Origin of the sequence: Sphingobium sp. LMC3-1-1.1, assembly GCF_040676285.1 — a bacterium.
GTDB lineage: Bacteria > Pseudomonadota > Alphaproteobacteria > Sphingomonadales > Sphingomonadaceae > Sphingobium.
Genome location: NZ_JBEGHQ010000045.1, coordinates 73443 through 92600, shown reverse-complemented (window position 1 = coordinate 92600; position 19158 = coordinate 73443). Strand labels below are relative to the sequence as shown.

19 protein-coding genes are annotated in these 19158 nt (G+C 65.0%); 13 read left to right on the top strand and 6 right to left on the bottom strand.

What is annotated here, in order from left to right:
- Window positions 1-30 precede the first annotated feature (30 nt).
- The 5 genes from MRBLMC3_RS17930 (at window position 31) to MRBLMC3_RS17910 (ending at window position 4262) form a co-directional block, all read left to right on the top strand.
- Window positions 31-654: an aminotransferase class IV gene (locus MRBLMC3_RS17930; RefSeq protein WP_363830996.1), complete on the top strand. Its 624-nt coding sequence runs from the start codon at window positions 31-33 to the stop codon at window positions 652-654.
- A 181-nt stretch (window positions 655-835) separates the two neighbouring features.
- Window positions 836-2038 carry a pyridoxal phosphate-dependent aminotransferase gene (locus tag MRBLMC3_RS17925; RefSeq protein ID WP_133653405.1) on the top strand — a complete coding sequence of 401 codons (1203 nt, stop codon included), beginning with the start codon at window positions 836-838 and terminating at the stop codon, window positions 2036-2038.
- A gap of 280 nt (window positions 2039-2318) precedes the next feature.
- Window positions 2319-2477, top strand: coding sequence for a hypothetical protein (locus MRBLMC3_RS17920; protein WP_363739389.1), 159 nt, complete (start codon window positions 2319-2321; stop codon window positions 2475-2477).
- The gene (gene msrA, locus MRBLMC3_RS17915; RefSeq protein WP_363830992.1) at window positions 2464-3135 is read left to right on the top strand and encodes a peptide-methionine (S)-S-oxide reductase MsrA; all 672 of its coding nucleotides are present in this window, start codon (window positions 2464-2466) and stop codon (window positions 3133-3135) included. Before MRBLMC3_RS17920 ends, msrA begins: the two co-directional genes overlap by 14 nt.
- The gene (locus MRBLMC3_RS17910; RefSeq protein WP_363830989.1) at window positions 3063-4262 is read left to right on the top strand and encodes a zinc-binding dehydrogenase; all 1200 of its coding nucleotides are present in this window, start codon (window positions 3063-3065) and stop codon (window positions 4260-4262) included. Before msrA ends, MRBLMC3_RS17910 begins: the two co-directional genes overlap by 73 nt.
- Window positions 4263-4318: 56 nt before the next feature.
- Here MRBLMC3_RS17910 and ubiB read toward each other — a convergent pair whose 3' ends face one another.
- Complete coding sequence (gene ubiB, locus MRBLMC3_RS17905) at window positions 4319-5860, bottom strand: 2-polyprenylphenol 6-hydroxylase (protein ID WP_363830987.1); 1542 nt, start codon at window positions 5858-5860, stop codon at window positions 4319-4321.
- A gap of 49 nt (window positions 5861-5909) precedes the next feature.
- Window positions 5910-6641 carry a class I SAM-dependent methyltransferase gene (locus MRBLMC3_RS17900; RefSeq protein ID WP_363830984.1) on the bottom strand — a complete coding sequence of 244 codons (732 nt, stop codon included), beginning with the start codon at window positions 6639-6641 and terminating at the stop codon, window positions 5910-5912.
- A gap of 124 nt (window positions 6642-6765) precedes the next feature.
- Between MRBLMC3_RS17900 and mutM the strand changes: the two genes are divergently transcribed.
- The 4 genes from mutM to MRBLMC3_RS17880 all read left to right on the top strand — a co-directional run bounded on the left by mutM (window position 6766) and on the right by MRBLMC3_RS17880 (window position 10455).
- Complete coding sequence (mutM, locus tag MRBLMC3_RS17895) at window positions 6766-7578, top strand: bifunctional DNA-formamidopyrimidine glycosylase/DNA-(apurinic or apyrimidinic site) lyase (protein WP_363830982.1); 813 nt, start codon at window positions 6766-6768, stop codon at window positions 7576-7578.
- Between the two features lie 119 nt (window positions 7579-7697).
- On the top strand, window positions 7698-7961 hold the full coding sequence (gene rpsT / locus MRBLMC3_RS17890) for a 30S ribosomal protein S20 (protein WP_007687699.1): 264 nt from the start codon (window positions 7698-7700) through the stop codon (window positions 7959-7961).
- A gap of 441 nt (window positions 7962-8402) precedes the next feature.
- Window positions 8403-9818: a chromosomal replication initiator protein DnaA gene (dnaA, locus tag MRBLMC3_RS17885; protein WP_363830979.1), complete on the top strand. Its 1416-nt coding sequence runs from the start codon at window positions 8403-8405 to the stop codon at window positions 9816-9818.
- Window positions 9819-9849: 31 nt separating this feature from the next.
- The gene (locus tag MRBLMC3_RS17880; protein WP_363830976.1) at window positions 9850-10455 is read left to right on the top strand and encodes a peptidylprolyl isomerase; all 606 of its coding nucleotides are present in this window, start codon (window positions 9850-9852) and stop codon (window positions 10453-10455) included.
- Window positions 10456-10672: 217 nt separating this feature from the next.
- Here MRBLMC3_RS17880 and MRBLMC3_RS17875 read toward each other — a convergent pair whose 3' ends face one another.
- The 4 genes from MRBLMC3_RS17875 to secB all read right to left on the bottom strand — a co-directional run bounded on the left by MRBLMC3_RS17875 (window position 10673) and on the right by secB (window position 14739).
- Window positions 10673-11323 (bottom strand): DUF4136 domain-containing protein, encoded by a 651-nt coding sequence (locus MRBLMC3_RS17875; RefSeq protein ID WP_133653397.1) that lies wholly within the window; start codon window positions 11321-11323, stop codon window positions 10673-10675.
- Between the two features lie 198 nt (window positions 11324-11521).
- Window positions 11522-12526 carry a tryptophan--tRNA ligase gene (gene trpS, locus MRBLMC3_RS17870; RefSeq protein WP_363739407.1) on the bottom strand — a complete coding sequence of 335 codons (1005 nt, stop codon included), beginning with the start codon at window positions 12524-12526 and terminating at the stop codon, window positions 11522-11524.
- 4 nt (window positions 12527-12530) lie between these two features.
- Complete coding sequence (gene murJ, locus MRBLMC3_RS17865; RefSeq protein ID WP_363830974.1) at window positions 12531-14120, bottom strand: murein biosynthesis integral membrane protein MurJ; 1590 nt, start codon at window positions 14118-14120, stop codon at window positions 12531-12533.
- A 121-nt stretch (window positions 14121-14241) separates the two neighbouring features.
- On the bottom strand, window positions 14242-14739 hold the full coding sequence (gene secB / locus MRBLMC3_RS17860) for a protein-export chaperone SecB (RefSeq protein WP_363739411.1): 498 nt from the start codon (window positions 14737-14739) through the stop codon (window positions 14242-14244).
- A 187-nt stretch (window positions 14740-14926) separates the two neighbouring features.
- Between secB and MRBLMC3_RS17855 the strand changes: the two genes are divergently transcribed.
- The 4 genes from MRBLMC3_RS17855 (at window position 14927) to MRBLMC3_RS17840 (ending at window position 19158) form a co-directional block, all read left to right on the top strand.
- Complete coding sequence (locus MRBLMC3_RS17855; protein ID WP_363739559.1) at window positions 14927-15583, top strand: Tim44/TimA family putative adaptor protein; 657 nt, start codon at window positions 14927-14929, stop codon at window positions 15581-15583.
- Complete coding sequence (locus tag MRBLMC3_RS17850) at window positions 15580-16839, top strand: murein transglycosylase A (RefSeq protein ID WP_363830971.1); 1260 nt, start codon at window positions 15580-15582, stop codon at window positions 16837-16839. Before MRBLMC3_RS17855 ends, MRBLMC3_RS17850 begins: the two co-directional genes overlap by 4 nt.
- A 12-nt stretch (window positions 16840-16851) precedes the next feature.
- Window positions 16852-17385 carry a Smr/MutS family protein gene (locus tag MRBLMC3_RS17845; protein ID WP_363830969.1) on the top strand — a complete coding sequence of 178 codons (534 nt, stop codon included), beginning with the start codon at window positions 16852-16854 and terminating at the stop codon, window positions 17383-17385.
- A gap of 93 nt (window positions 17386-17478) precedes the next feature.
- Window positions 17479-19158, top strand: a complete 1680-nt coding sequence (locus tag MRBLMC3_RS17840; RefSeq protein WP_363830966.1) for a putative bifunctional diguanylate cyclase/phosphodiesterase — start codon at window positions 17479-17481, stop codon at window positions 19156-19158.

Sequence of the window (19158 nt, the reverse complement as noted above, 5' to 3'; positions counted from 1 at the left end):
TGATCGGCATAAGGGGTTTGCAGTTTTTCCATGGCATTGGCTGACGGACGGTTCGACCTGCTCGAAACCATGGCCTTCGATCCGGTCGAGGGCATCAGATTGCTGGAACTGCATCTGGAGCGGTTGAAGACCAGCGCGGAAGCGCTCGATTTCGCCTTCGATCGTCATGATGTGCGTAACGAGCTTCAGGCCGCCACCTTCCGCCTGCGGGAGCGCAGCCGCCTTCGCCTGCTGGTGTCGCGCCGGGGCGCCATCGCCATCGAAGTGCGCGAACATCGCACCTGGCCCCAGGCGATCATGCAGGTGGCGCTGGTCCCGCGCAATGCGCCCGCCGCCGACGCGCGGCTGGCGCACAAGACGACGGACCGATCGATCTACCGCGATGCCCTGCGGCGCGGGGGAAGCTATGAGGTGGTGATGACGGATGAGGCGGGCTTCGTGACGGAGGGGTGCTTCTCCTCCGTTTTCGTCGAGCGCGGCGACAAGCTGCTGACGCCGCCCCTGTCCCGCGGCCTGCTTCCCGGCGTGCTGCGCCGCAGCCTGCTCGACATGGGCGAGGCGGTGGAAGCCGACCTGCGTCCCCGCGACCTTGAAAATGGCTTCTTCATCGGCAATGCGGCGCGCGGCATGGTGGCGGCCTCCCTGGCGCGATGACGTGATGACCCGGCCGGGATGGATGCGCTGCAATCATCCGAACCGGCACCGTCCAACCTCATAATCTGCCGTTAGGGCCAGAGGAGGCCAACTGGCGGTTGCCCCTTCTTTCGTTGCGCACTAAGGAGCCTGCCGTCCGTATTATTGCGGGCCTTGGGGATTCTTCAGAAAGATTGTCACAATGAGCCAGACTTCCGCAGCCCTCGGTCGCATCCAGCCCTCCGCCACCCTGGCGATGAGCGCGCGCGTGAATGCCCTGAAAGCCGAAGGCGTGGACGTGATTGGCCTTTCCGCCGGCGAACCGGACTTCGACACGCCGGATTTCGTGAAGGAGGCCGGGATCGAGGCGATCCGCAAGAACCTGACCCGCTACACCGACGTCGATGGCACCGCCGACGTCAAGGAAGCCGTCGCCTTCAAGTTCAAGCGTGACAATGGCCTCATCTACAAGCGCAGCCAGATCAGCGTCAATTCGGGCGGCAAGCATACGCTGTTCAACGCGCTGGTCGCGACCGTGGATGTGGGCGACGAGGTCATCATTCCCGCGCCCTACTGGGTCAGCTATCCCGACATCGTGAACTTCGCCGGCGGCACGCCGGTGTTCATCGAGGCGCCGGCGCGCCAGGGGTACAAGATCACGCCCGCGCAGCTGGAAGCCGCGATCACGCCGAAGACCAAATGGGTCATGCTGAACTCGCCGTCCAACCCGTCGGGCGCGGCCTATTCGGCCGAAGAGCTGAAAGCGCTGGGCGAGGTGCTGCTGCGCCATCCGCATGTGCTGGTGATGACCGATGACATGTATGAACATGTCTGGTACGCGCCCACGCCCTTCGCCACCGTAGCGCAGGTGTGCCCCGAACTTTATGACCGTACCCTGACGGTCAACGGCTGTTCCAAGGCCTTCTCCATGACGGGCTGGCGCATCGGCTTTGCCGGCGGTCCGGAATGGATCATCAAGGCGATGGGCAAGCTCCAGTCGCAGTCGACGAGCAATCCCTGCTCGATCAGCCAGGCCGCGGCCGTGGCCGCGCTGACGGGCGACCAGGACTTTCTGGAGGAACGCAACGCCGCCTTCAAGAAGCGCCGCGACATGGTCGTCGCCATGCTGAACGATGCGCCGGGTCTTGATTGTCCGACGCCCGAAGGCGCCTTCTACGTCTATCCCGATGCCAGCGGCGTGATCGGCAAGACCACGCCCAAGGGGCAGGTCATAGACAGCGACGAAACGTTGATCGGCTATTTCCTCGATGAAGCGAAGGTCGCCGCCGTCCATGGCGCCGCTTTCGGCCTCTCTCCGGCTTTCCGCATCAGCTATGCCACGTCGGAAGAGGTGCTGCAAAAGGCCTGCACGCGTATCCAGGAAGCCTGCGCCGCCCTGAAATAAGGCACCGCATGCTCCAGGGAACAGGGGGGAGGGCGCCCTTTTGCCCTCTCTCCGTCCCATCAGCCTCATTTCGGAAACGGAAAATTTCCCTCGTGCCGTCTTGCAGATGGAGAGCGGGAGTCTATATCCCGTTGCGAACCGAAACTGGCTTCCCCCGTTACCCATCGCGTCCTGTGGCGCGTTGGTCGAAACTGCCTGGCGCAGCTTTGATCGGGGGCTAAGCCGCGCGACATTCATTGCCGTCCACGGGACGGCCAAGACGACCGAAAGGAAGAACGCCATGTTGGCCTTCTTGAAATCCGACCTGTTCCTGCGCTTTCTGGGCGGGTTCGCGATCGGTGCGATCGGCGTCTTCGTGCTCCAGCCGAACAGCGCGCCGCCATTGACCGGCACTGCCATGGCAGCGTCCGCCTCGTCCGTCGATCATGCGGCGCGCTGACGGCCTGGCCCTCGCTGTTCTGGCGGCGATTGCCGTCGCTTCCCCCCTGCACGCCGAACGTCCGGTCCTTGCGCCGGTGCCGGCGGTCGATGCCGTTCCGGGCAGCAAGCTCGAAACCGCTGTCTTCGCGGGTGGCTGCTATTGGGGCGTGGAGGGCGTCTTTTCCCATGTGAAGGGGGTTCATCTGGCCGTGTCCGGCTTCGCGGGCGGGCCGCGAGGCCGAAAGGTCGATTATGAGCAGGTGAGCCAGGGTGATACCGGCTTTGCCGAGTCCGTCCGCGTCACCTATGATCCCCGGCAGGTCAGCTACGGCACGTTGCTGCGCATTTTCTTCTCGGTCATAGCGGACCCGACCACGCTCAACTATCAGGGGCCTGACCACGGCACCCAATATCGCAGCGCGCTCTTCCCGCTCAATGCGGAGCAGGAGAAGGCGGCCAAGGCCTATCTGGTTCAGCTTGGCCAGTCCGGGCTCTGGGGCGATCCCATTGTCACCCGCATCGAACGCTTTTCCGGTTTTCAGGATGCGGACGCCTATCATCAGGATTTCCTGACCAAAAACCCCCGTCATCCCTATATCCAGCGATGGGACATGCCCAAGCTGACGGCGCTCAAGGCGCTGTTTCCCACATTCTACAGCGACCGCCCCTCTGCCTGAAAGGGAGACCCAAGCGCGAAGTCCATGGCCGCAAGCTGATCTCGACGCTGCATGAAGATGGCCGTCTGATCGTCGAACTGATCGAAGAAACGCTCCGGCCGCCCAAGGGAGACGAAGTGCTGGTCCGGGTGGAAGCCGCGCCGATCAATCCCTCCGACCTGGGCCTGCTTCTCGCGTCCGCCGATGTCGAGAATGCCGACTATGCCGAGGGACGGATCGTCGCCCGCATGCCGGAGCCGGCTCGTCGCGCGCTGGCGGGACGCGTCGGCCAGCCCATGACCATCGGCAATGAAGCCGCGGGCACCGTCATCGCCGCGGGCGAGGCGCCGGAAGCGCAGGCGCTGATGGGCAAGCGGGTCGCAATGATCGGCGGCGGCATGTATGCGGAATATCGCCTGCTGGGCGCCGCAGGCTGCATGGCCTTGCCCGACGACGTCACTGCTGAGCAGGGTGCGTCGGCCTTCGTCAATCCGATGACGGCGCTGGGCTTTGTCGAAACCATGAGGCGGGAAGGGCACAAGGCGATCGTCCACACCGCCGCTGCCTCCAATCTGGGCCAGATGCTGGTGCGCATCTGTCAGGAGGATGGCATCCCGCTGGTCAACATCGTCCGCAACGATGCGCAGGTGGCGATATTGAGAGACCTGGGCGCAGACTATGTGCTGGACAGTTCGAAGGACGATTTCAACGCACGGCTTCAAGATGCCGTCACCGCCACCGGCGCCACCATTGTCTTCGACGCGATCGGCGGCGGCGATCTTGTCAGCCGGATTCTCCATGCCATGGAACAGGCGGCGAGCAAGGCGGCGCCCTATAGCCGCTATGGCTCCGACATTCTGAAGCAGGCCTATATCTATGGCGCTCTGGACCTGTCACCGACCATTTTGACGCGCAGCTTCGGCTTTGGCTGGAATGTCGGCGGCTGGCTGCTCTTCCCCTTCCTGCAGAAGATCGGTGGCGAATCGGCCGAACGTCTCCGCCGCCGGGTGCGCGATGGACTGACGACCACCTTCGCCAGCCAGTACAAGGCCCGCATCTCGCTTGACCAGGCGCTGAGCCGGGACACGGTGCTGCGCTACAACGCCCGCCGGACGGGGGAGAAATATCTGATCGTCCCGAACGGCTGAACCGAGGAAGCGGGCGTTTTGCTGCCTCCTTCGGTCCCGGATCGGGAGGCGCGATCTTATAAAAAGGTCGTCACTGCCGCCATGGCGCCTGCGCCGGCCAGGCCGGCCAGCAGCGCCACCAGCATGTAGCGCCAGCCGCTGCCCACGCGGATCAGCCGTACCTCGGTCAGCGGCGGCGGCGGCGGCGCGCCGCCCTTTTCCGGAAAGGCTTCCTCGATCCGCTTCACCAGTCCGGGCAGACGCTGCAGGATCCGGACATTCTCGATCAGCGCGTCGGCAGCCTTCGCCTCCGGCCCCAGTTCGGCCCGCAGCCATTCCTTCACATAGGGACCGCTTGTTTCCCACAGGTTGATGTCGGGGTCGAGCGCGGTCGCGACGCCCTCCACCATCACCATCGTCTTCTGGAGCAGCAGCAGGTGCGGCTGGGTCTGCATGTCGAAATCGCGGGTGATGGCGAACAGTCCGTCCAGCATGCCGCCGACCGACAATTCCCGCACCGGCTTGCCGCGCATCGGCTCGCCCACAGCCCTGAGGGCCGTGGCGAACTCCTCGACATTGTGATGGCCGGGCACATATTGCGCCTCGAAATGGATTTCCGCCACGCGGCGGTAATTGCCGGTGATGAGGCCGTAGAGAATCTCCGCCAGCCACATCCGCGCCCGCCGGTCGATCCGGCCCATGATGCCGAAGTCGATCGCGACGATGTCGCCATTGGCGGTGACGAACAGATTTCCCTGATGCATGTCGGCATGGAAGAAACCTTCAGCGATTGCCTGGCGCAGGAAGGCGTTGACCAGCCGCGCCGCAATCTCCTTCACATCATGACCGGCGGCGACGAGCGCGTCCCGGTCGGAGATCTTGACCCCGTCGATCCACTCCATCGTCATGACCTTGCCGGTCGTGCGGTCCCAATCGATGGCGGGCACGCGATAACCGGGCATGGCCTCCATTGCTTCGCCCAGTTCCGACGCCGACGCGGCCTCGCGCCGCAGGTCCAGTTCGCGCGCCGTCCAGCGCTTCATGTTCGCGATGACGAGCCGGGGCCGCAGGCGCGCGATCTCGCCGCCCAGCATCTCGACATGGGCGGCGGCCCATTCATAGGTCTGGATGTCGCGGTTGAACTGGTCGATGACGCCGGGACGGATCACCTTCACCGCGACATCGCGCCCGTCCGTCGTCACGGCGCGGTGCACCTGCGCGATGGAGGCGGCGCCGACCGGCACCTCGTCGAAACGGCTGTAGAGCGTTTCCAGGGGCCGCCCGAAGCTCTGCTCCATCTGCGTCCGGATGGTGTTGAACGGTACCGGGGGCAGGGCGTCCTGAAGGCGCAGCAGGTCGTTCGCCGCATCCTCCCCCACCAGGTCGGGCCGCGTCGCCAGCGTCTGTCCCAGCTTGATCGCCGCCGGGCCGATCGACTGGAACGCGTCGGCATAGCGTGGTTGCCGGGGCACGCGCGCGCCCAGCCGCGCCACCCGCACCAGCCGCCGCACCGGCGTCGGCGTCAGCGGATCGCGCTCGATTCCCGTCAGCGCGCCATGCCGCGCCAAGGTGCGGCCCCATTTCAGCAGCCGCCAGATATGCGTGAGGTGGGACGGCATCGCTATTTACGCCCTTCCCCGGCGGGAGAAGGACCGGACAGGCGCCCCATCAGATTTTCCATCCGCTATGGATCGCCACCAATCCGCCCAATATCGGCTCCACCTTCGTCTGAACGAAGCCGGCCTCGCGGATCATCCGCTCGAATTCCGGCATGGGCGGGAAGCGGCGGATCGATTCGATCAGATAGCGATAGCTGTCCTCATCGTCGGCCAGCAGCTTGCCAAGCCGGGGCACCAGACGGTGCGAATAAACGTCATAGACATCGGAAAAACCGGGCCATGTCGTGGTGGAAAATTCCAGGCAGAAGAATCGCCCGCCGAACTTCAGCACCCGGTGCGCCTCGCGCAGTGCGCTGTCGATACGGGTCACGTTGCGGATGCCGAAGGCGATGGTATAGGCGTCGAACGTCCGATCCGCGAAGGTCAGCTCCTCGGCATTCTGTTCGGACCAGATCAGCCCCTCCAGTTCCTTTTTCTTCGCCCGGTCAATGCCCACGGCCAGCATTTCCGGATTGATGTCGGATATGGTCACCTGCGCGCCATGGCGATGCATGCGGAAGGCGATGTCCCCGGTGCCGCCGGCCATGTCCAATATCCGCTCGTCCCGGCGCGGCTTCACCCGGTTGACGAACTGATCCTTCCACAGCCGATGCGCGCCCGCCGACATGGCGTCGTTCATCAGGTCATATTTGGACGCCACATTGGAGAAGACGGCGCGGACCATCCCCTGTTTTTCGGCGGCTTCGACATCGCGATAGCCAAAGGAAGCGGTTTCACTCATGGCGCACGCTCTAGAGCATTTTTCCGGGGAGAGGAAACATCTGAGATCGGGTAAAATGTCCATGGCGCGCCGCATGCGGCAACTGGCCTGTTGCCGGGCCGACCGGCGCATTACATAGAGGGCCATGCCCGAGCTTCCCGAAGTCGAAACCACCGTGGCGGGCCTGCGCTCGGTCCTTCAAGGCGCGCTGCTCGCGCGGGTGGAGGCGCGGCGCGCCGACCTGCGCTTTCCGATCCCGGTCGATCTGCGTCAGCGGTTGACCGGCGCCACCGTCACCGGCCTGTCCCGTCGCGCCAAATATGGGCTGATCGACACCGATCGCGGCGATACGCTGATCTTCCACCTCGGCATGTCGGGCCGCTGGCGAATCGATCCGGCGGAGATCGGGGCGCATGATCATCTGCTGATCGAAACCGGGGGCGGGCGGTTGCTCTCGCTCAACGACCCGCGCCGCTTCGGCTCGCTCGACCTGGTTCGCAGCGACGCCCGGGAAAGCTTCAACCCCTTTACCCGCATGGGTCCGGAACCGCTGGGACCGCAATTCACGGCAGATGTGCTGGCTGGCGCGCTCAAGGGGAAGGCGACGTCGATCAAGGCTGCGCTGCTCGACCAGCGCGTCGTCGCGGGCCTGGGCAACATCTATGTGTGCGAGGCGCTCAACATGGCGGGCATCGCCCCGACGCGCGAAGCGGGCCGGATCAGCCGCGCGCGCCTCGTCCTGCTGGTCGACGCGATTCGCGATGTGCTGGCCGCCGCGATCGCTGCGGGGGGCTCCACCCTGCGCGACTATGCGCGGCCCGATGGGGAACTGGGCTATTTTTCCAAGCAATGGCGGGTCTATGGGCGGGAAGGGGAATCCTGCGTCTGCGGCACGCCCATCAGGCGTCGTGTGGATGGGGGCAGATCGACCTTTTTCTGCCCGAAATGCCAGAAATAGCGGGACGCTGAGCGGTTGACGCACCCCGCGTTCCCCTGTAAGGGGCGCACCTTCACGAGAGCTGGTTGGCGATTCCGACGGGCTCCTCCACGAGATTTGACGAGAACCGAGGACAATAAATGGCCAATACGCCGCAAGCCAAGAAGCGCATCCGCCGCAACGCCCGCCGCGCCGAGATCAACGGCGCCCGCATCAGCCGGATTCGCACCCTGGTGAAGAAGGTCGAAACCGCCCTCGCCGCCGGCGACAAGGCTGCCGCGACCACGGCGCTCCAGTCGGTCCAGCCGGAACTCGCGCGCGGCGTTGCGCGTGGCGTGCTGCACAAGAACACCGCGGCCCGCAAGTTCGGCCGCCTGACGAAGCGCGTCAGCGCGCTCGGCTGAAGCCGACACCCTTTACAGCTCGTCAAGCATAACAGGCCCGCTCCGCATTTCGATGCGGGGCGGGCTTTTCATGTTTCGTTCACGAAAGCGTCATTTCGGAGGAAGCCAGGATTTCCGGCGATTCCCCGTCGATTCGAGACGAGCGGCGTCATATGGCCTTTATCAATATACTGAAATATAACGATAATTTTTCAACTTGGCTTTTTCCGCGGGTTTGCCGAGTCAACGCCTTTATTTCACATTTTTGACGGGCAGCGGCCTTGATCAGGCGAAGCAGCCCTGTCTATTTTGGATCTCCGGCCGCCACTCGAATCGAATTCCGGCGGTCATCAGAAGGTTGGTTGATGCATGAGATCCAGGAAAGCGGGGCTTTCCCGGAACGGGTTTCTGTGTCGTATCGCTCCTGCCTATGGGGGCGCAGTTGATGGGGGTCGACTGTTTATGAAGGATATTGCGGCAGTGATTGGAAGTTTGAGCGGTCTCGACACGCAGCAGAATGCGCGCCTGGAGAACGCCTGGGCGACCATCCGTGCCGGCCTGCGCCGCGACATTGGTGCGCGCATGTTCGACCAATGGCTGAAGGCGGCGCAACTGGGCGATTATTGCCCGGAATCCCAGACGCTGGACCTGCTGTTCGCGTCGGACTTCAGCGCCAATTTCGTGTCGGGCCAGTTCGGCGACCGTTTGCGCATGGCATGGCGTTGCGCTGGCGCCGGCGTGCGCGAGGTGCGCCTGCGACGCGCACCCAATGCCGTTGGTCCCCGCGTTCTGGAACTGCCGCAGGCGGATGCCGACGCGATCGCGGAAGACGGATCGGCCTATGATCAGGCGCCCGCATCGAATTTCCAGCCGCGCCACCGTTTCGACCAGTTCGTGACCGGCGAGACCAACCATCTCGCCTTTTCGGCGGCGCAGGCCATGGCGGCCAAAAGCCGGCCGCGTTTCAGCCCGCTTTTCATCCATGGCGGGACCGGACAGGGCAAGACCCATCTGCTGCACGCCATTGCCCAGGCCTTTTCGGCGCATTCGCCCTCGGCGCCCGTTCTCTACATGTCGGCCGAGCGGTTCATGATGGAATTCGTCAACGCCATGCGGGCGAACGAAACCATGATGTTCAAGGCGCGGCTGCGGGCGGCGCAACTGCTGTTGATCGACGACGTCCAGTTCATCGCCGGCAAGGGTTCGACGCAGGAAGAGTTTCTGCACACGATCAACGACCTGATCGATTCGGGCGCCCGGATCGTCGTCACCGCTGACCGCGCGCCGCAGATGCTGGACGCGATCGATGCGCGCATCCTGTCGCGCCTGGCCGGCGGACTGGTCGCCGATATACGCCCCGCCAGCCTTGATCTGCGGCTCGCGATCCTGGAGGCTAAGCGGGCGATTGCGGGCGATCCGCCAGTGCCGGACGCGGTGGTCGATTTCCTCGCGCGTTCGATCCGTTCCAATGTGCGCGAGCTGGAAGGCGCGTTCAACAAGCTGATCGCCTATGGCCAACTGACCGGGCGGTCCATCGACCTGGAGTTCGCGCAGGCGATGCTGGCGGACGCGGTGCGCGCCAATGCCCGCCGTATCACCGTCGATGAGATCCAGAAGGCCTGCGCCGCGCATTACCGGATCGACCCGGCGGAAATGCGCTCCAAGCGCCGCGCGCGGGCGGTGGCCCGGCCGCGCCAGGTGGCGATGTATCTGGCCAAGAAGATGACGCCGCGTTCCCTGCCTGAAATCGGCCGCATCTTCGGCGGTCGCGATCATAGCACGGTGATCCATGCCGTGCGCACGATCGAGGAACTGCGCCAGAGCAATCCGGATATCGACGCCGATATTCGCGCCTTGCAGCGCCAGTTGGAAGGCTGACAGGCGAGGAGCTTTGGATTAGGCTTTCGCCATGATCCGACAATTCGCCCTCCTCCTTGCCGCCTTCTTCTGCCTAGCCCCCGCCCTGGCCCAGGACGCGCCTGCGGCGCCGCCGGCCGATGTGCGGGTGGCGCTCGATACCAGCGCCGGCCGCATACTGATCGCGGTGCATGTCGCAAGAGCGCCGGTGACGGCGGCCAATTTCCTGCATTATGTCGACCAGAAGCGGCTGGACGGCACCAGCTTCTACCGAAGCGTCGGCTCGGCCGATTATGGCTTCGTGCAAGGCGGGGCGCAAAATGATCCCAGGCGCCTGTTGCCGCCGATCAAGCATGAGCCCACCAGCCAGACGGGCCTCACCCATGACGATGGCGCTCTCTCCATGGCCCGCTACGCCGCTGGCAGCGCGACGGGGGATTTCTTCATCGTTCTGGGCAAGATGCCGGGGATGGACGCCCATCCGGAAGCGGCGGGCGACAATCAGGGCTTCGCCGTATTCGCCCATGTGGTCGAAGGAATGGATGTGGTGAAGGCGATCCTCGCTGCCCCCAAGTCGCCGACAGCGGGCGAGGGCGTGATGAAAGGGCAGATGCTGGAGCAGCCGGTGAAGATCCTGACGGCGCGGCGCATTCCCTGATGCTTGCAAGCCCATAAGCCTGAGGGTTCGGACGGAGCGCCACTTTCAGTCTTCCTCCGGCGCAAAGCTTGATGGCCTCCTTGGAAGGGACAATCATGGATCGCTCGAGGCCAGACCGCCCAAGCCCAAAAAAGAAAGCCCGGCGATCCTCGACCGCCGGGCAAAGGGCATGGCTGGGAGCCGCCCGAAGTGATTTTCGATCAGAATGGCAAACCGCTCATCCCTTCTTTTCGGGCGGCAGCGTGATCTTCACATTCTCGCCATTCTGGCCGGGGAAGCCCGTGAACATCGCGTCGATCAGGTTCGGCACCAGATAGGTCAGCTTGTTCGACAGCGACTGGGCCTGCGCCTTGCCCTCGAACAGGCGGCGATTGTCGGCGGCGCGGTCGATCTTCATGCTGAGGTCGCCGGTATAGACGGTGTAGCTGGACACGTCATTATAGCCGCCCGGGCCGAACAGCCACGGATCATAAAAGCCATAGCCCCAGGGACGGCCCCAGCGGCCCCTCCAGCCCCAGCCGCCGTAGAAGAACGGGTCGGGGTTGCCAAAGCCGGTCGAGCGCACCTTTTCGCGCCCATTGTCGACGCCATAGGCCACCCGCACGATCAGGTCGGCCCGCGCCGGGTCGCCGGCGGCGACATAGCCGGTCTGGGTCAACCGCTGACCGACGAGGTCGGCATAATGCGAAAATTCGAGGCCGCCTGCCAGGCGCGGATCGTCGGCGACGATCGTGAAGCTCTGGCCGGCAGGTGCCGGAAGCTGCTGAAAGCGGGCGACGTCAGCCTTGAACGATGTCGCGCAGCCGGACAGCGCCACAAGCGCCAGGGCGGGCGCCGCGAGGAGGCCGATCTTTTTGAAACGGGTCATTTTTCTTGCGTCCTGTATCAGGCACTACGCCTGCCAAACATCTTGCGTCCTGCCATAGCAAAACGCAACTGAACATCGTTTGAACGCACGTAACGGGCGAACGGGCGCAAACCATGTCCTGCCATCCCTACGACGGCGCGGCATGGATTATTCCGTCACGAACCGGAAGGGGCCGCCATTTTGACGGCCCCTGTGGCATCAGCGCATCAGCCCCATCGCGTCATAGGCCGCCCGCAATGTAGGGTCGGCAGCCGCCGCGGCTCTGGCCGCACCCTTTTCAAGGATGGCGTCCAGCGCGGCGTCATCGGTCCGCAGTTCCAGGAACCGGGTGCGAATGGGACGGAGCGTTTCCACCAGCAGTTCGCCCAGGGCCGGCTTGAACGCGCCAAAGCCCCTGCCAGCGAATTCGGCGCAGACCGCGTCCACATTCGTTCCTGACAGGGTCGCATAGATGCCGAGCAGATTGTTCGCTTCGGGACGCCCGGCCAGCCCGCCGGCATTGTCCGGCAGCGGTTCGGGATCGGTCTTGGCCTTCCTAACCTTCTGCATGATCGCATCATCATCGTCGGTCAGGTTGATGCGGCTCATGTCGGAGGGATCGGACTTCGACATCTTCGCGGTGCCGTCGCGCAGCGACATGATGCGCGCTGATTCTCTGGGGATGATCGGATCGGGCAGGGTGAAAAGCTCCACGCCGAAATCGGTGTTGAACTTCGTGGCGATGTCGCGCGCCAGTTCCAGATGCTGCTTCTGGTCCTCGCCCACCGGCACATGGGTGGCGTTGTAGACGAGTATGTCCGCCGCCTGGAGCACCGGATAGACGAACAGGCCGATCGAGGCGCCCTCGCGGTCCTTGCCCACCTTGTCCTTGAACTGGGTCATGCGGTTGAGCCAGCCGATCCGCGCCGTGCCGTTCAGCAGCCAGCACAGTTCCGCATGGGCGGGCACCCGCGCCTGGTTGAAGAGCACGGAGCGGTCGGGGTCGATCCCGGCGGCGACCAGCGCGGCGGCCATGTCGCGGACGTTGCGGATGCGCTGTTCGCGCCCCTCATGCACAGTGATCGAATGCATGTCGGCCAGGAAGAAGAAGCACTGGCTGCCCGCATCCATCTCGTCCTGCATCCGCACCCAGTTGCGGATCGCGCCCAGATAATTGCCCAGGTGCAGATTGCCGGTCGGCTGGATGCCGGAAAGGACGCGCATTCTTCTATCCGTTCTCTGTCTTGGTTGCACTTTTGCGCCGCATCAGCGCCTTCAGGTCCGAGAGCCGATAGGCGCCCGTCAGGAAGCAGGCCACCCCGTACAGCGCGATTCCCACGCCGACAAGCACCGCCAGCGCCACATAGCGCTGGACCATCATCCCGCCGAGCCATGGATCGAGCAGTCCCTCGCCCGCATAGAGCGCCCCGCCCATGGCCACCGCCGCTATCGCGAGGCGGGGCAGGCGCCGCCGCAACTGACCGTCGGCGGCGAAATGGCCGCGCTTCACAAGTGTAGAATAGAGCATGGCGACATTGACGGTGGAGGAGAGCGCCGTCGCCAGCGGCGGCCCGACATGACCCAGAAGTGGGATCAGGAGGATATTGCCGACGATGTTGATGAGGATCGACAGCATCGCATAGCGGACCGGCGTCTTCGTGTCGCCGCGGGCATAATAGCCGGGCGTCAGGACCTTCACGAGAACATAGGAGGGCAGCCCGAGGGAGAAGGCGGACAGGGCCCAGCCGCAGCGCTGCGCATCCAGCGCGGTGAAGCGGCCATATTGGAAGAGCCCCCGCACGATCGGTTCCGCCACGGTGATGAAGGCGACGGTCGCGGGCAGGGTCAGGAACAGCGCGAGTTCGATGCCGCGATTCTGCGTGTCCATCGCCACCTGCTCCTGCCCCGTCGACAGCAGGCGGGATATGGTCGGCAGCAATATGGTGCCCAGGCCGATGCCGATCAGTCCCAGTGGCAACTGGTTCAGCCGGTCGGCATAATAGATGTAGGTGATCGAGCCCGAGGCGAGCAGCCAGCCCGACAGCGCCGTGGAGATCAGCAGGTTGATCTGGGACGCTCCCGCCCCCGCCGCCGCCGGCACGATCAACCGGAGCAATTCCTTTACGTCGGCGTCTAGACGCGGCCGTTTCAGCCGCATCGACACGCCCGCCCGGCGGCAGGCCAGGATCAGCCACAGCAATTGCAGCGCTCCGCCCACGGTGACGGAGATTGCCTGCACCCTGGCGGTTTCATATTCGTCGGCGCCGTGGAACAGCCACAGGCCCGCGATCATGGCGAGGTTGAGCAGGATCGGCGCGGCGGCATTGACCCAGAATTTGTCGAGCGAATTCAGGATGCCGCCCAGCAGCGAGGCCAGGCTGATCAGCGCGAGATAGGGCAGGGTGATCCGCGACAGCATGACCGCGAAGGCGAATTGTTCCGGCGTCGGATTCTGGCGGGAAAAGCCGCCGGAGAGCGCCCAGGTGATCGGCCATGCCGCCGCGATCAGCAGGGCGGTGAAGGCGACCAGCACCGGCAGCAGCACGGCCAGCGCGCGCTCCGCGAACAGATAGCCGTCCGCAACGCCGCCCGGCCCAGCCGCCTTGCGGTTGAACATCGGGATGAAGGCCGCGGAAAAGGCACCCTCGGCAAAGAGGGCGCGGAACATGTTGGGCAGGCGGAAGGCCACGCCGTTGAAGGCGTCCGACGCGAATCCGGCGCCGACATAGCGCGCCGCCAGGGAATCGCGGACCAGGGCGAGCACCCGGCTGGCGAGCGTCAGACCGCCGACCGAACCGAGTGCCTTGGCGAGTTTCATACGACCAACCTTGGGTAGGGCTGGGTGAAACCCCGTGCCGAGCGGAGCGAAGCGGCTTCGGAAGGCTCAGCCATTCCCTTCGACACGCTCGGGGCGAACGGGGTGGGAGCCATGGCTGCGCTCAGGCGTGGCCGGCCGGTTCGCCTGTGGTCTGGGCCATGGCTTGCGCCTGCTGGACATAGAGGCCGCCGAAATCAATGGGTTCGAGCAGCAGCGGCGGGAAGCCGCCATCGCGGATGGCGTCAGCCAGCACGCGGCGGGCGAAGGGGAAGAGGAGGCGCGGCGCTTCGGCCAGCATGAAGGGCTGCATCTGGTCCTCTGGCACATTGCGCATGCCGAAGATCGCGGCGTAGACCAACTCCACGGCGAAGGCAGTGCCCTGCGGCGCGATGGCCTTGACTTCGATCTTCAGGGAAATCTCGACGACTTCCTCGCCCACCTTGTCGGCGCCGATGTTGAACTGCACGTCGATCTGCGGCTGGTCCTGCCACTGGTAGACGGCGGGAGCATTCGGATTTTCGAAGGACATGTCCTTCACATATTGGCTGATCAGCGCGATCTGCGGGCCGTTGTCGGCGCCATTGCCGGTTGTCTGAATGGTATCGGCTTCCTCGGCCATCTCTTTTCCCTGGTTTTAAGGTTTGCCTGGCAGGCAGAATGCCCGCGCATGTCGATCCGCGCGCTTAGCAGGGGCGGCAGGAGGGAGCAATGCGGCACTTGAAAAGCGGCCATTTGAATATGCAGGGAAACATGCCTATGTTGGTCGCGTTACAGTTTCAGATTCAACCCAAAGGGTGCTTTACCCCGTGTATGTGATCGTCATCCTCGCCATGATCGCCGGTTTCCTGGCGCTGCGGCTATATTCCGTGCTGGGCAAGCGCACCGGGCATGAGCAGGAGCCTGCCCTTCGTCCGGCGGAGGAACGTGCCAAGGTAACGATCGTGCAGCCTCGCCCCGTTCCGGAAATGGCGGGCGATTCGGTCCGTCTGTCCGATGGGCTGATCGCCCCCGGCGGCGAAGTGGGCGTGCGCGCGTTGATCGCGGCGGACCGCAGCTTCGACGTTCCGCAGTTCGTGGAAGGTGCGAAGGCGGCCTACAAGATGGTCCTTGAAGCCTTTTGGCGCGGCGACCGCCAGGAACTGGAGTGGCTTTGCGACGCCGACGTGCTCGCCTCCTTCGAGGAAGCGATCGCGGCGCGGGAGGCGGAAGGCCATGTCCTCGACAACCGCCTGGTGCGCATAGAAAAGGTTCAGATCATCGAAGCGGGCGTCACCGGCCGGATGGCTGAGATATCGCTGCGTTTCGAGGCGGACATCGCCGCTGTCACACGTGACCGGGACGGCAATGTCGTTGCCGGTTCGCTGACCGACGCGGTCGGCACGAACGACATCTGGACATTTACCCGCGACCTGCGCAGCACCGATCCCAACTGGAAGCTCAGCGAGACCGACGAGGCGGCATGAGCCTGCGGCAGTCGGGAGGCACGCTGGCCGCGGCGTTGCTGCTCTCTGCCTGCGCGGGCGGTGTGATACCTCCTGGAGCGGGTGGCCCGGCGCCGACGCGGCCCCCTCGCGAGGGTGGTGAGACAGCGACCCGTCCCATTCCCGCTACCCCCCGTCCGCCCGTGCCGGTTGCGCCGCCTGTGACGGCACCAGTCGACACCGCCAACGCCCTCGGCGCAGGGATCACGCCCGGCCCGTCCATCATCGACCTCATTCCGTCGGGGGAGCGTTCGCGCAAGGCTTTGCAGGCTTTCCGCTTGTCCTGCCCTTCGCTGATGCGGCGCAGCGACCAGAGCGGACTGACGCGCGGCGCGGACTGGAACAGTGCCTGCGCCGCCGCTGCAAGTTGGCCGGAGGTATCGGCCAGCGAATTTTTCGTCCGCTATTTCGAAGCGGTGCAGGTGGGCGACGGAAAGGCATTCGTTACCGGCTATTATGAGCCGGAAATCGCAGGGTCGCGGACGCAGCAGCCCGGTTACGATGTGCCGATCTATCGCCGTCCGTCCAATCTGATCGACGTCAATCTTGGCCTGTTCAGCGACAGCCTGAAGGGCAAGACCATTCGCGGCAAGGTGGACGGCAGCAATCTGGTGCCGTTCGACGAACGATCGCAGATCGTGGGCGGGTCGCTGGCGGGCAAGGGCCTGGAACTCGCCTGGGCGGCCGATCCGGTGGAATTCTTCTTCCTGCAGGTGCAGGGCAGCGGACGCCTGTTGCTGCCCGGCGGCGGCGTCATGCGGATCGGCTATGACGGCCAGAATGGCCGCGACTATACCGGCATCGGCAAGCTGATGAAGGATCGCGGCCTCATCCAGGCCGGATCGATGCAGGACATCATGCAATATCTGCGCGCCCATCCCGATGAGGGCGCCGCGATCATGAACGAGAACAAGAGCTTCGTCTTCTTCCGCGAACTGACCGGGCCCGGCCCGCTGGGGGCGATGGGCGTCGCCGTCACGCCAGAGGCCACGGTGGCGGCCGATCCCAGCTATGTCCCGCTGGGCGCGCCGCTGCTGCTTTCGCTCGACCGGGCCGAACCCAATGGCATATGGATCGCCCAGGACACCGGCGGGGCGATCAAGGGCGCCAACCGCTTCGACAGCTTCTGGGGCGCGGGCAGCAACGCGCGCAGCATAGCGGGCGGCATGTCGGCGCGGGGCAGCGCGCTCATCCTGCTGCCGATAGGATCGGCGGCGCGGCTGGCCCAGCAGCGCTGACCGCATGCGGCCATGCCCCGACGGAGTCTCTCTTCCGATGAACAGGCGCTCTGGACGGCACTGACCCGCTCGGTCAGGCCGCTGCGGCCGGGTGCGCGGCCGCTCTCCCTCCCCACGCTTCCCGTCCCCGAACAGGACAGGACAGGGTTAACGGCTCCCTCCGTTCAGAGGGTGGCGCCGGCGCCGGGCCGTACCCCGGCGGCCATTTTGGATTCGGGCTGGGAGCGCAGAATCCGTAACGGAAACCTGGCACCGGACATGACCATCGACCTGCACGGGCACACACTGTCGGCGGCCCATGCAAGGCTTAACCAGGCACTGGCCGCGGCCTGGGCGCGGGACGTCCGCATCATGCTGGTCGTTACCGGCAAACCGCCAAAAAGCCCGTCGATGGGCGGTGGATCGCGGCGCGGCGCCATTCGGGGCGAGATCGGCCACTGGCTGGAAACCAGCAGCTATGCCGACCGTATCGCCAGCGTGCGGATCGCACATCAGCGCCATGGCGGCGAAGGCGCACTCTATGTCATAATGCGACGCAAAAAATAAGCATTTCCGAGGGATCCACTGACCTTTTCTTAACCACTGCCCTTCATATCCCGCTGATCCAGTCCGCGACGGGCTGGCAGGGCAGGGAGGCACATGCAGGGCGTGACATTGACGAGCCGCGCCACTGCCTTCGCCTGCGCCGCGGGGGCGCTGGTGTTCATCCTGTCGCTGGTCCTGGGCCAGGGGCAGGCGACCGACATTGGCGGCATTGGCCGCTCCCTCATCATCGCGATCCTGTGCGGTACGCTGAGCTGGGCTTCCGCGCGCCGGACCGTGGCGACGACCGCGAGCGCGATCGATGGTGCGACGGAGCGCCTGCTGGCCGCGGCGCATGGCGACCTGCAATCGGACGTGCCGCGCGAGATCGGCCTGGAGCTGCCTGACCTGTCGGTGGCGATGGAAAGCCTGTTCAGCCAGGTCCGCACCAACCTGGACCATGTGCAGGCGCTGGCCCTGTTCGATCAGGTGACTGGCCTTGCCAACCGCGCCAGCTTTTGCCGGCAGGTCGAACGCCTGCTGGCCGAGCGCAGCGAAGAAGGGCTGGCGGCACTGTTCTTCATCGATCTGGACGGGTTCAAGGGGGTCAACGACACGCTGGGCCATGCGGCGGGCGACCAGTTGCTGGCGCGTGTCGCGGGGCGCCTGCGCGAAGTCGCCATGGCGCAGGCGAGCGCGGGTGCGGGCGATTGCCTGATAGGCCGCCTGGCAGGCGACGAATTCACGCTGTTCGTGCCCAGCCTGGCCGACCTGGACAGTGCCGGGCGCATCGCCCGCGCCATCCAGTTCGCGCTGCGGGAACGCTTTGACCTCGGCAGCCAGCATGTCGACCTTGGCGCCTCGATCGGCGTCGCCTGCTATCCCGAGCATGGCGACACCCTGTCGGCGCTGCTGCGATCGGCCGACATCGCCATGTATCATGCCAAGCGTCAGGGCCGTAACCGAGCGGAGATGTTCACCGCCGAACTGGCGCTTGAAGCGGCCGACCGCGCCGAACTGGAACGCGACCTTTTGCTGGGGTTGCAGCGGGAGGAGTTCCTCCTCGAATTCCAGCCGCAGATCGAGATCGGCAGTGGTCGGGCAATCGGGGCCGAAGCGCTGGTCCGCTGGGCGCATCCGGAACGCGATCTGGTGATGCCCGGCTCTTTCGTGCCCGTGGCGGAGGAAAGCGGCGCCATTGTGGCGCTGGGCGACTGGGTCATGGGACGAGTGTGCGAGACGGCGGCGCGTTGGGCGCGGGCCGGGGTGAGGCAGCGGATCGCCATCAACATCTCTTCCCGCGAGTTGAGCCAGGCCGATTTCTTCATGCGCCTGCGCCATGCCATCGACGCGCATCAGGCGCCGGCGGTCATGCTGGAGCTGGAGATCACCGAATCGCTTGCGATGGAGATGAAGGCGCGGACGCTGGACCAGATCGGCGCCCTGCGGCGGGAGGGCGTGCGCATCGCCATCGACGATTTCGGAACCGGCTATTCCAACCTGTCGCGCTTGCGGGAGTTGCCCGTGGACCGGGTGAAGATCGACCGCTCGCTGGTCCGCGACATCGCCGTTTCGGCCGAAGCGCGCACGATCTGCAGTGCGGTCGTCGGGCTGATCCAGGGATTGGGCATGGAGGTGGTTGTCGAGGGCGTGGAGACCGAGGCGCAGATGGAAATGCTGCGCGTGATCGGCTGCACGCTGTTCCAGGGCTACCATCTGGCGCGGCCGATGAGGGAGGAGGATTATCTCGCCCGTTTCGCCATAGCTTCACCGGTGGCCAGGGCAATTTCAAGCTGA

What these genes read in the sequence shown, in the direction of transcription:
- MRBLMC3_RS17925 (WP_133653405.1), top strand. Translation starts at nt 836, where the DNA reads ATGAGCCAGACTTCCGCAGCCCTCGGTCGCATCCAGCCCTCCGCCACC.
- MRBLMC3_RS17845 (WP_363830969.1), top strand. Translation starts at nt 16,852, where the DNA reads ATGCCCCGACGGAGTCTCTCTTCCGATGAACAGGCGCTCTGGACGGCA.
- ubiB (WP_363830987.1), bottom strand. Translation starts at nt 5,860, where the DNA reads ATGCCGTCCCACCTCACGCATATCTGGCGGCTGCTGAAATGGGGCCGC.
- MRBLMC3_RS17900 (WP_363830984.1), bottom strand. Translation starts at nt 6,641, where the DNA reads ATGAGTGAAACCGCTTCCTTTGGCTATCGCGATGTCGAAGCCGCCGAA.
- MRBLMC3_RS17850 (WP_363830971.1), top strand. Translation starts at nt 15,580, where the DNA reads ATGAGCCTGCGGCAGTCGGGAGGCACGCTGGCCGCGGCGTTGCTGCTC.
- murJ (WP_363830974.1), bottom strand. Translation starts at nt 14,120, where the DNA reads ATGAAACTCGCCAAGGCACTCGGTTCGGTCGGCGGTCTGACGCTCGCC.
- mutM (WP_363830982.1), top strand. Translation starts at nt 6,766, where the DNA reads ATGCCCGAGCTTCCCGAAGTCGAAACCACCGTGGCGGGCCTGCGCTCG.
- dnaA (WP_363830979.1), top strand. Translation starts at nt 8,403, where the DNA reads ATGAAGGATATTGCGGCAGTGATTGGAAGTTTGAGCGGTCTCGACACG.
- MRBLMC3_RS17930 (WP_363830996.1), top strand. Translation starts at nt 31, where the DNA reads ATGGCATTGGCTGACGGACGGTTCGACCTGCTCGAAACCATGGCCTTC.
- rpsT (WP_007687699.1), top strand. Translation starts at nt 7,698, where the DNA reads ATGGCCAATACGCCGCAAGCCAAGAAGCGCATCCGCCGCAACGCCCGC.
- MRBLMC3_RS17875 (WP_133653397.1), bottom strand. Translation starts at nt 11,323, where the DNA reads ATGACCCGTTTCAAAAAGATCGGCCTCCTCGCGGCGCCCGCCCTGGCG.
- MRBLMC3_RS17920 (WP_363739389.1), top strand. Translation starts at nt 2,319, where the DNA reads ATGTTGGCCTTCTTGAAATCCGACCTGTTCCTGCGCTTTCTGGGCGGG.
- MRBLMC3_RS17910 (WP_363830989.1), top strand. Translation starts at nt 3,063, where the DNA reads ATGGGACATGCCCAAGCTGACGGCGCTCAAGGCGCTGTTTCCCACATT.
- msrA (WP_363830992.1), top strand. Translation starts at nt 2,464, where the DNA reads ATGCGGCGCGCTGACGGCCTGGCCCTCGCTGTTCTGGCGGCGATTGCC.
- MRBLMC3_RS17880 (WP_363830976.1), top strand. Translation starts at nt 9,850, where the DNA reads ATGATCCGACAATTCGCCCTCCTCCTTGCCGCCTTCTTCTGCCTAGCC.
- MRBLMC3_RS17840 (WP_363830966.1), top strand. Translation starts at nt 17,479, where the DNA reads ATGCAGGGCGTGACATTGACGAGCCGCGCCACTGCCTTCGCCTGCGCC.
- secB (WP_363739411.1), bottom strand. Translation starts at nt 14,739, where the DNA reads ATGGCCGAGGAAGCCGATACCATTCAGACAACCGGCAATGGCGCCGAC.
- trpS (WP_363739407.1), bottom strand. Translation starts at nt 12,526, where the DNA reads ATGCGCGTCCTTTCCGGCATCCAGCCGACCGGCAATCTGCACCTGGGC.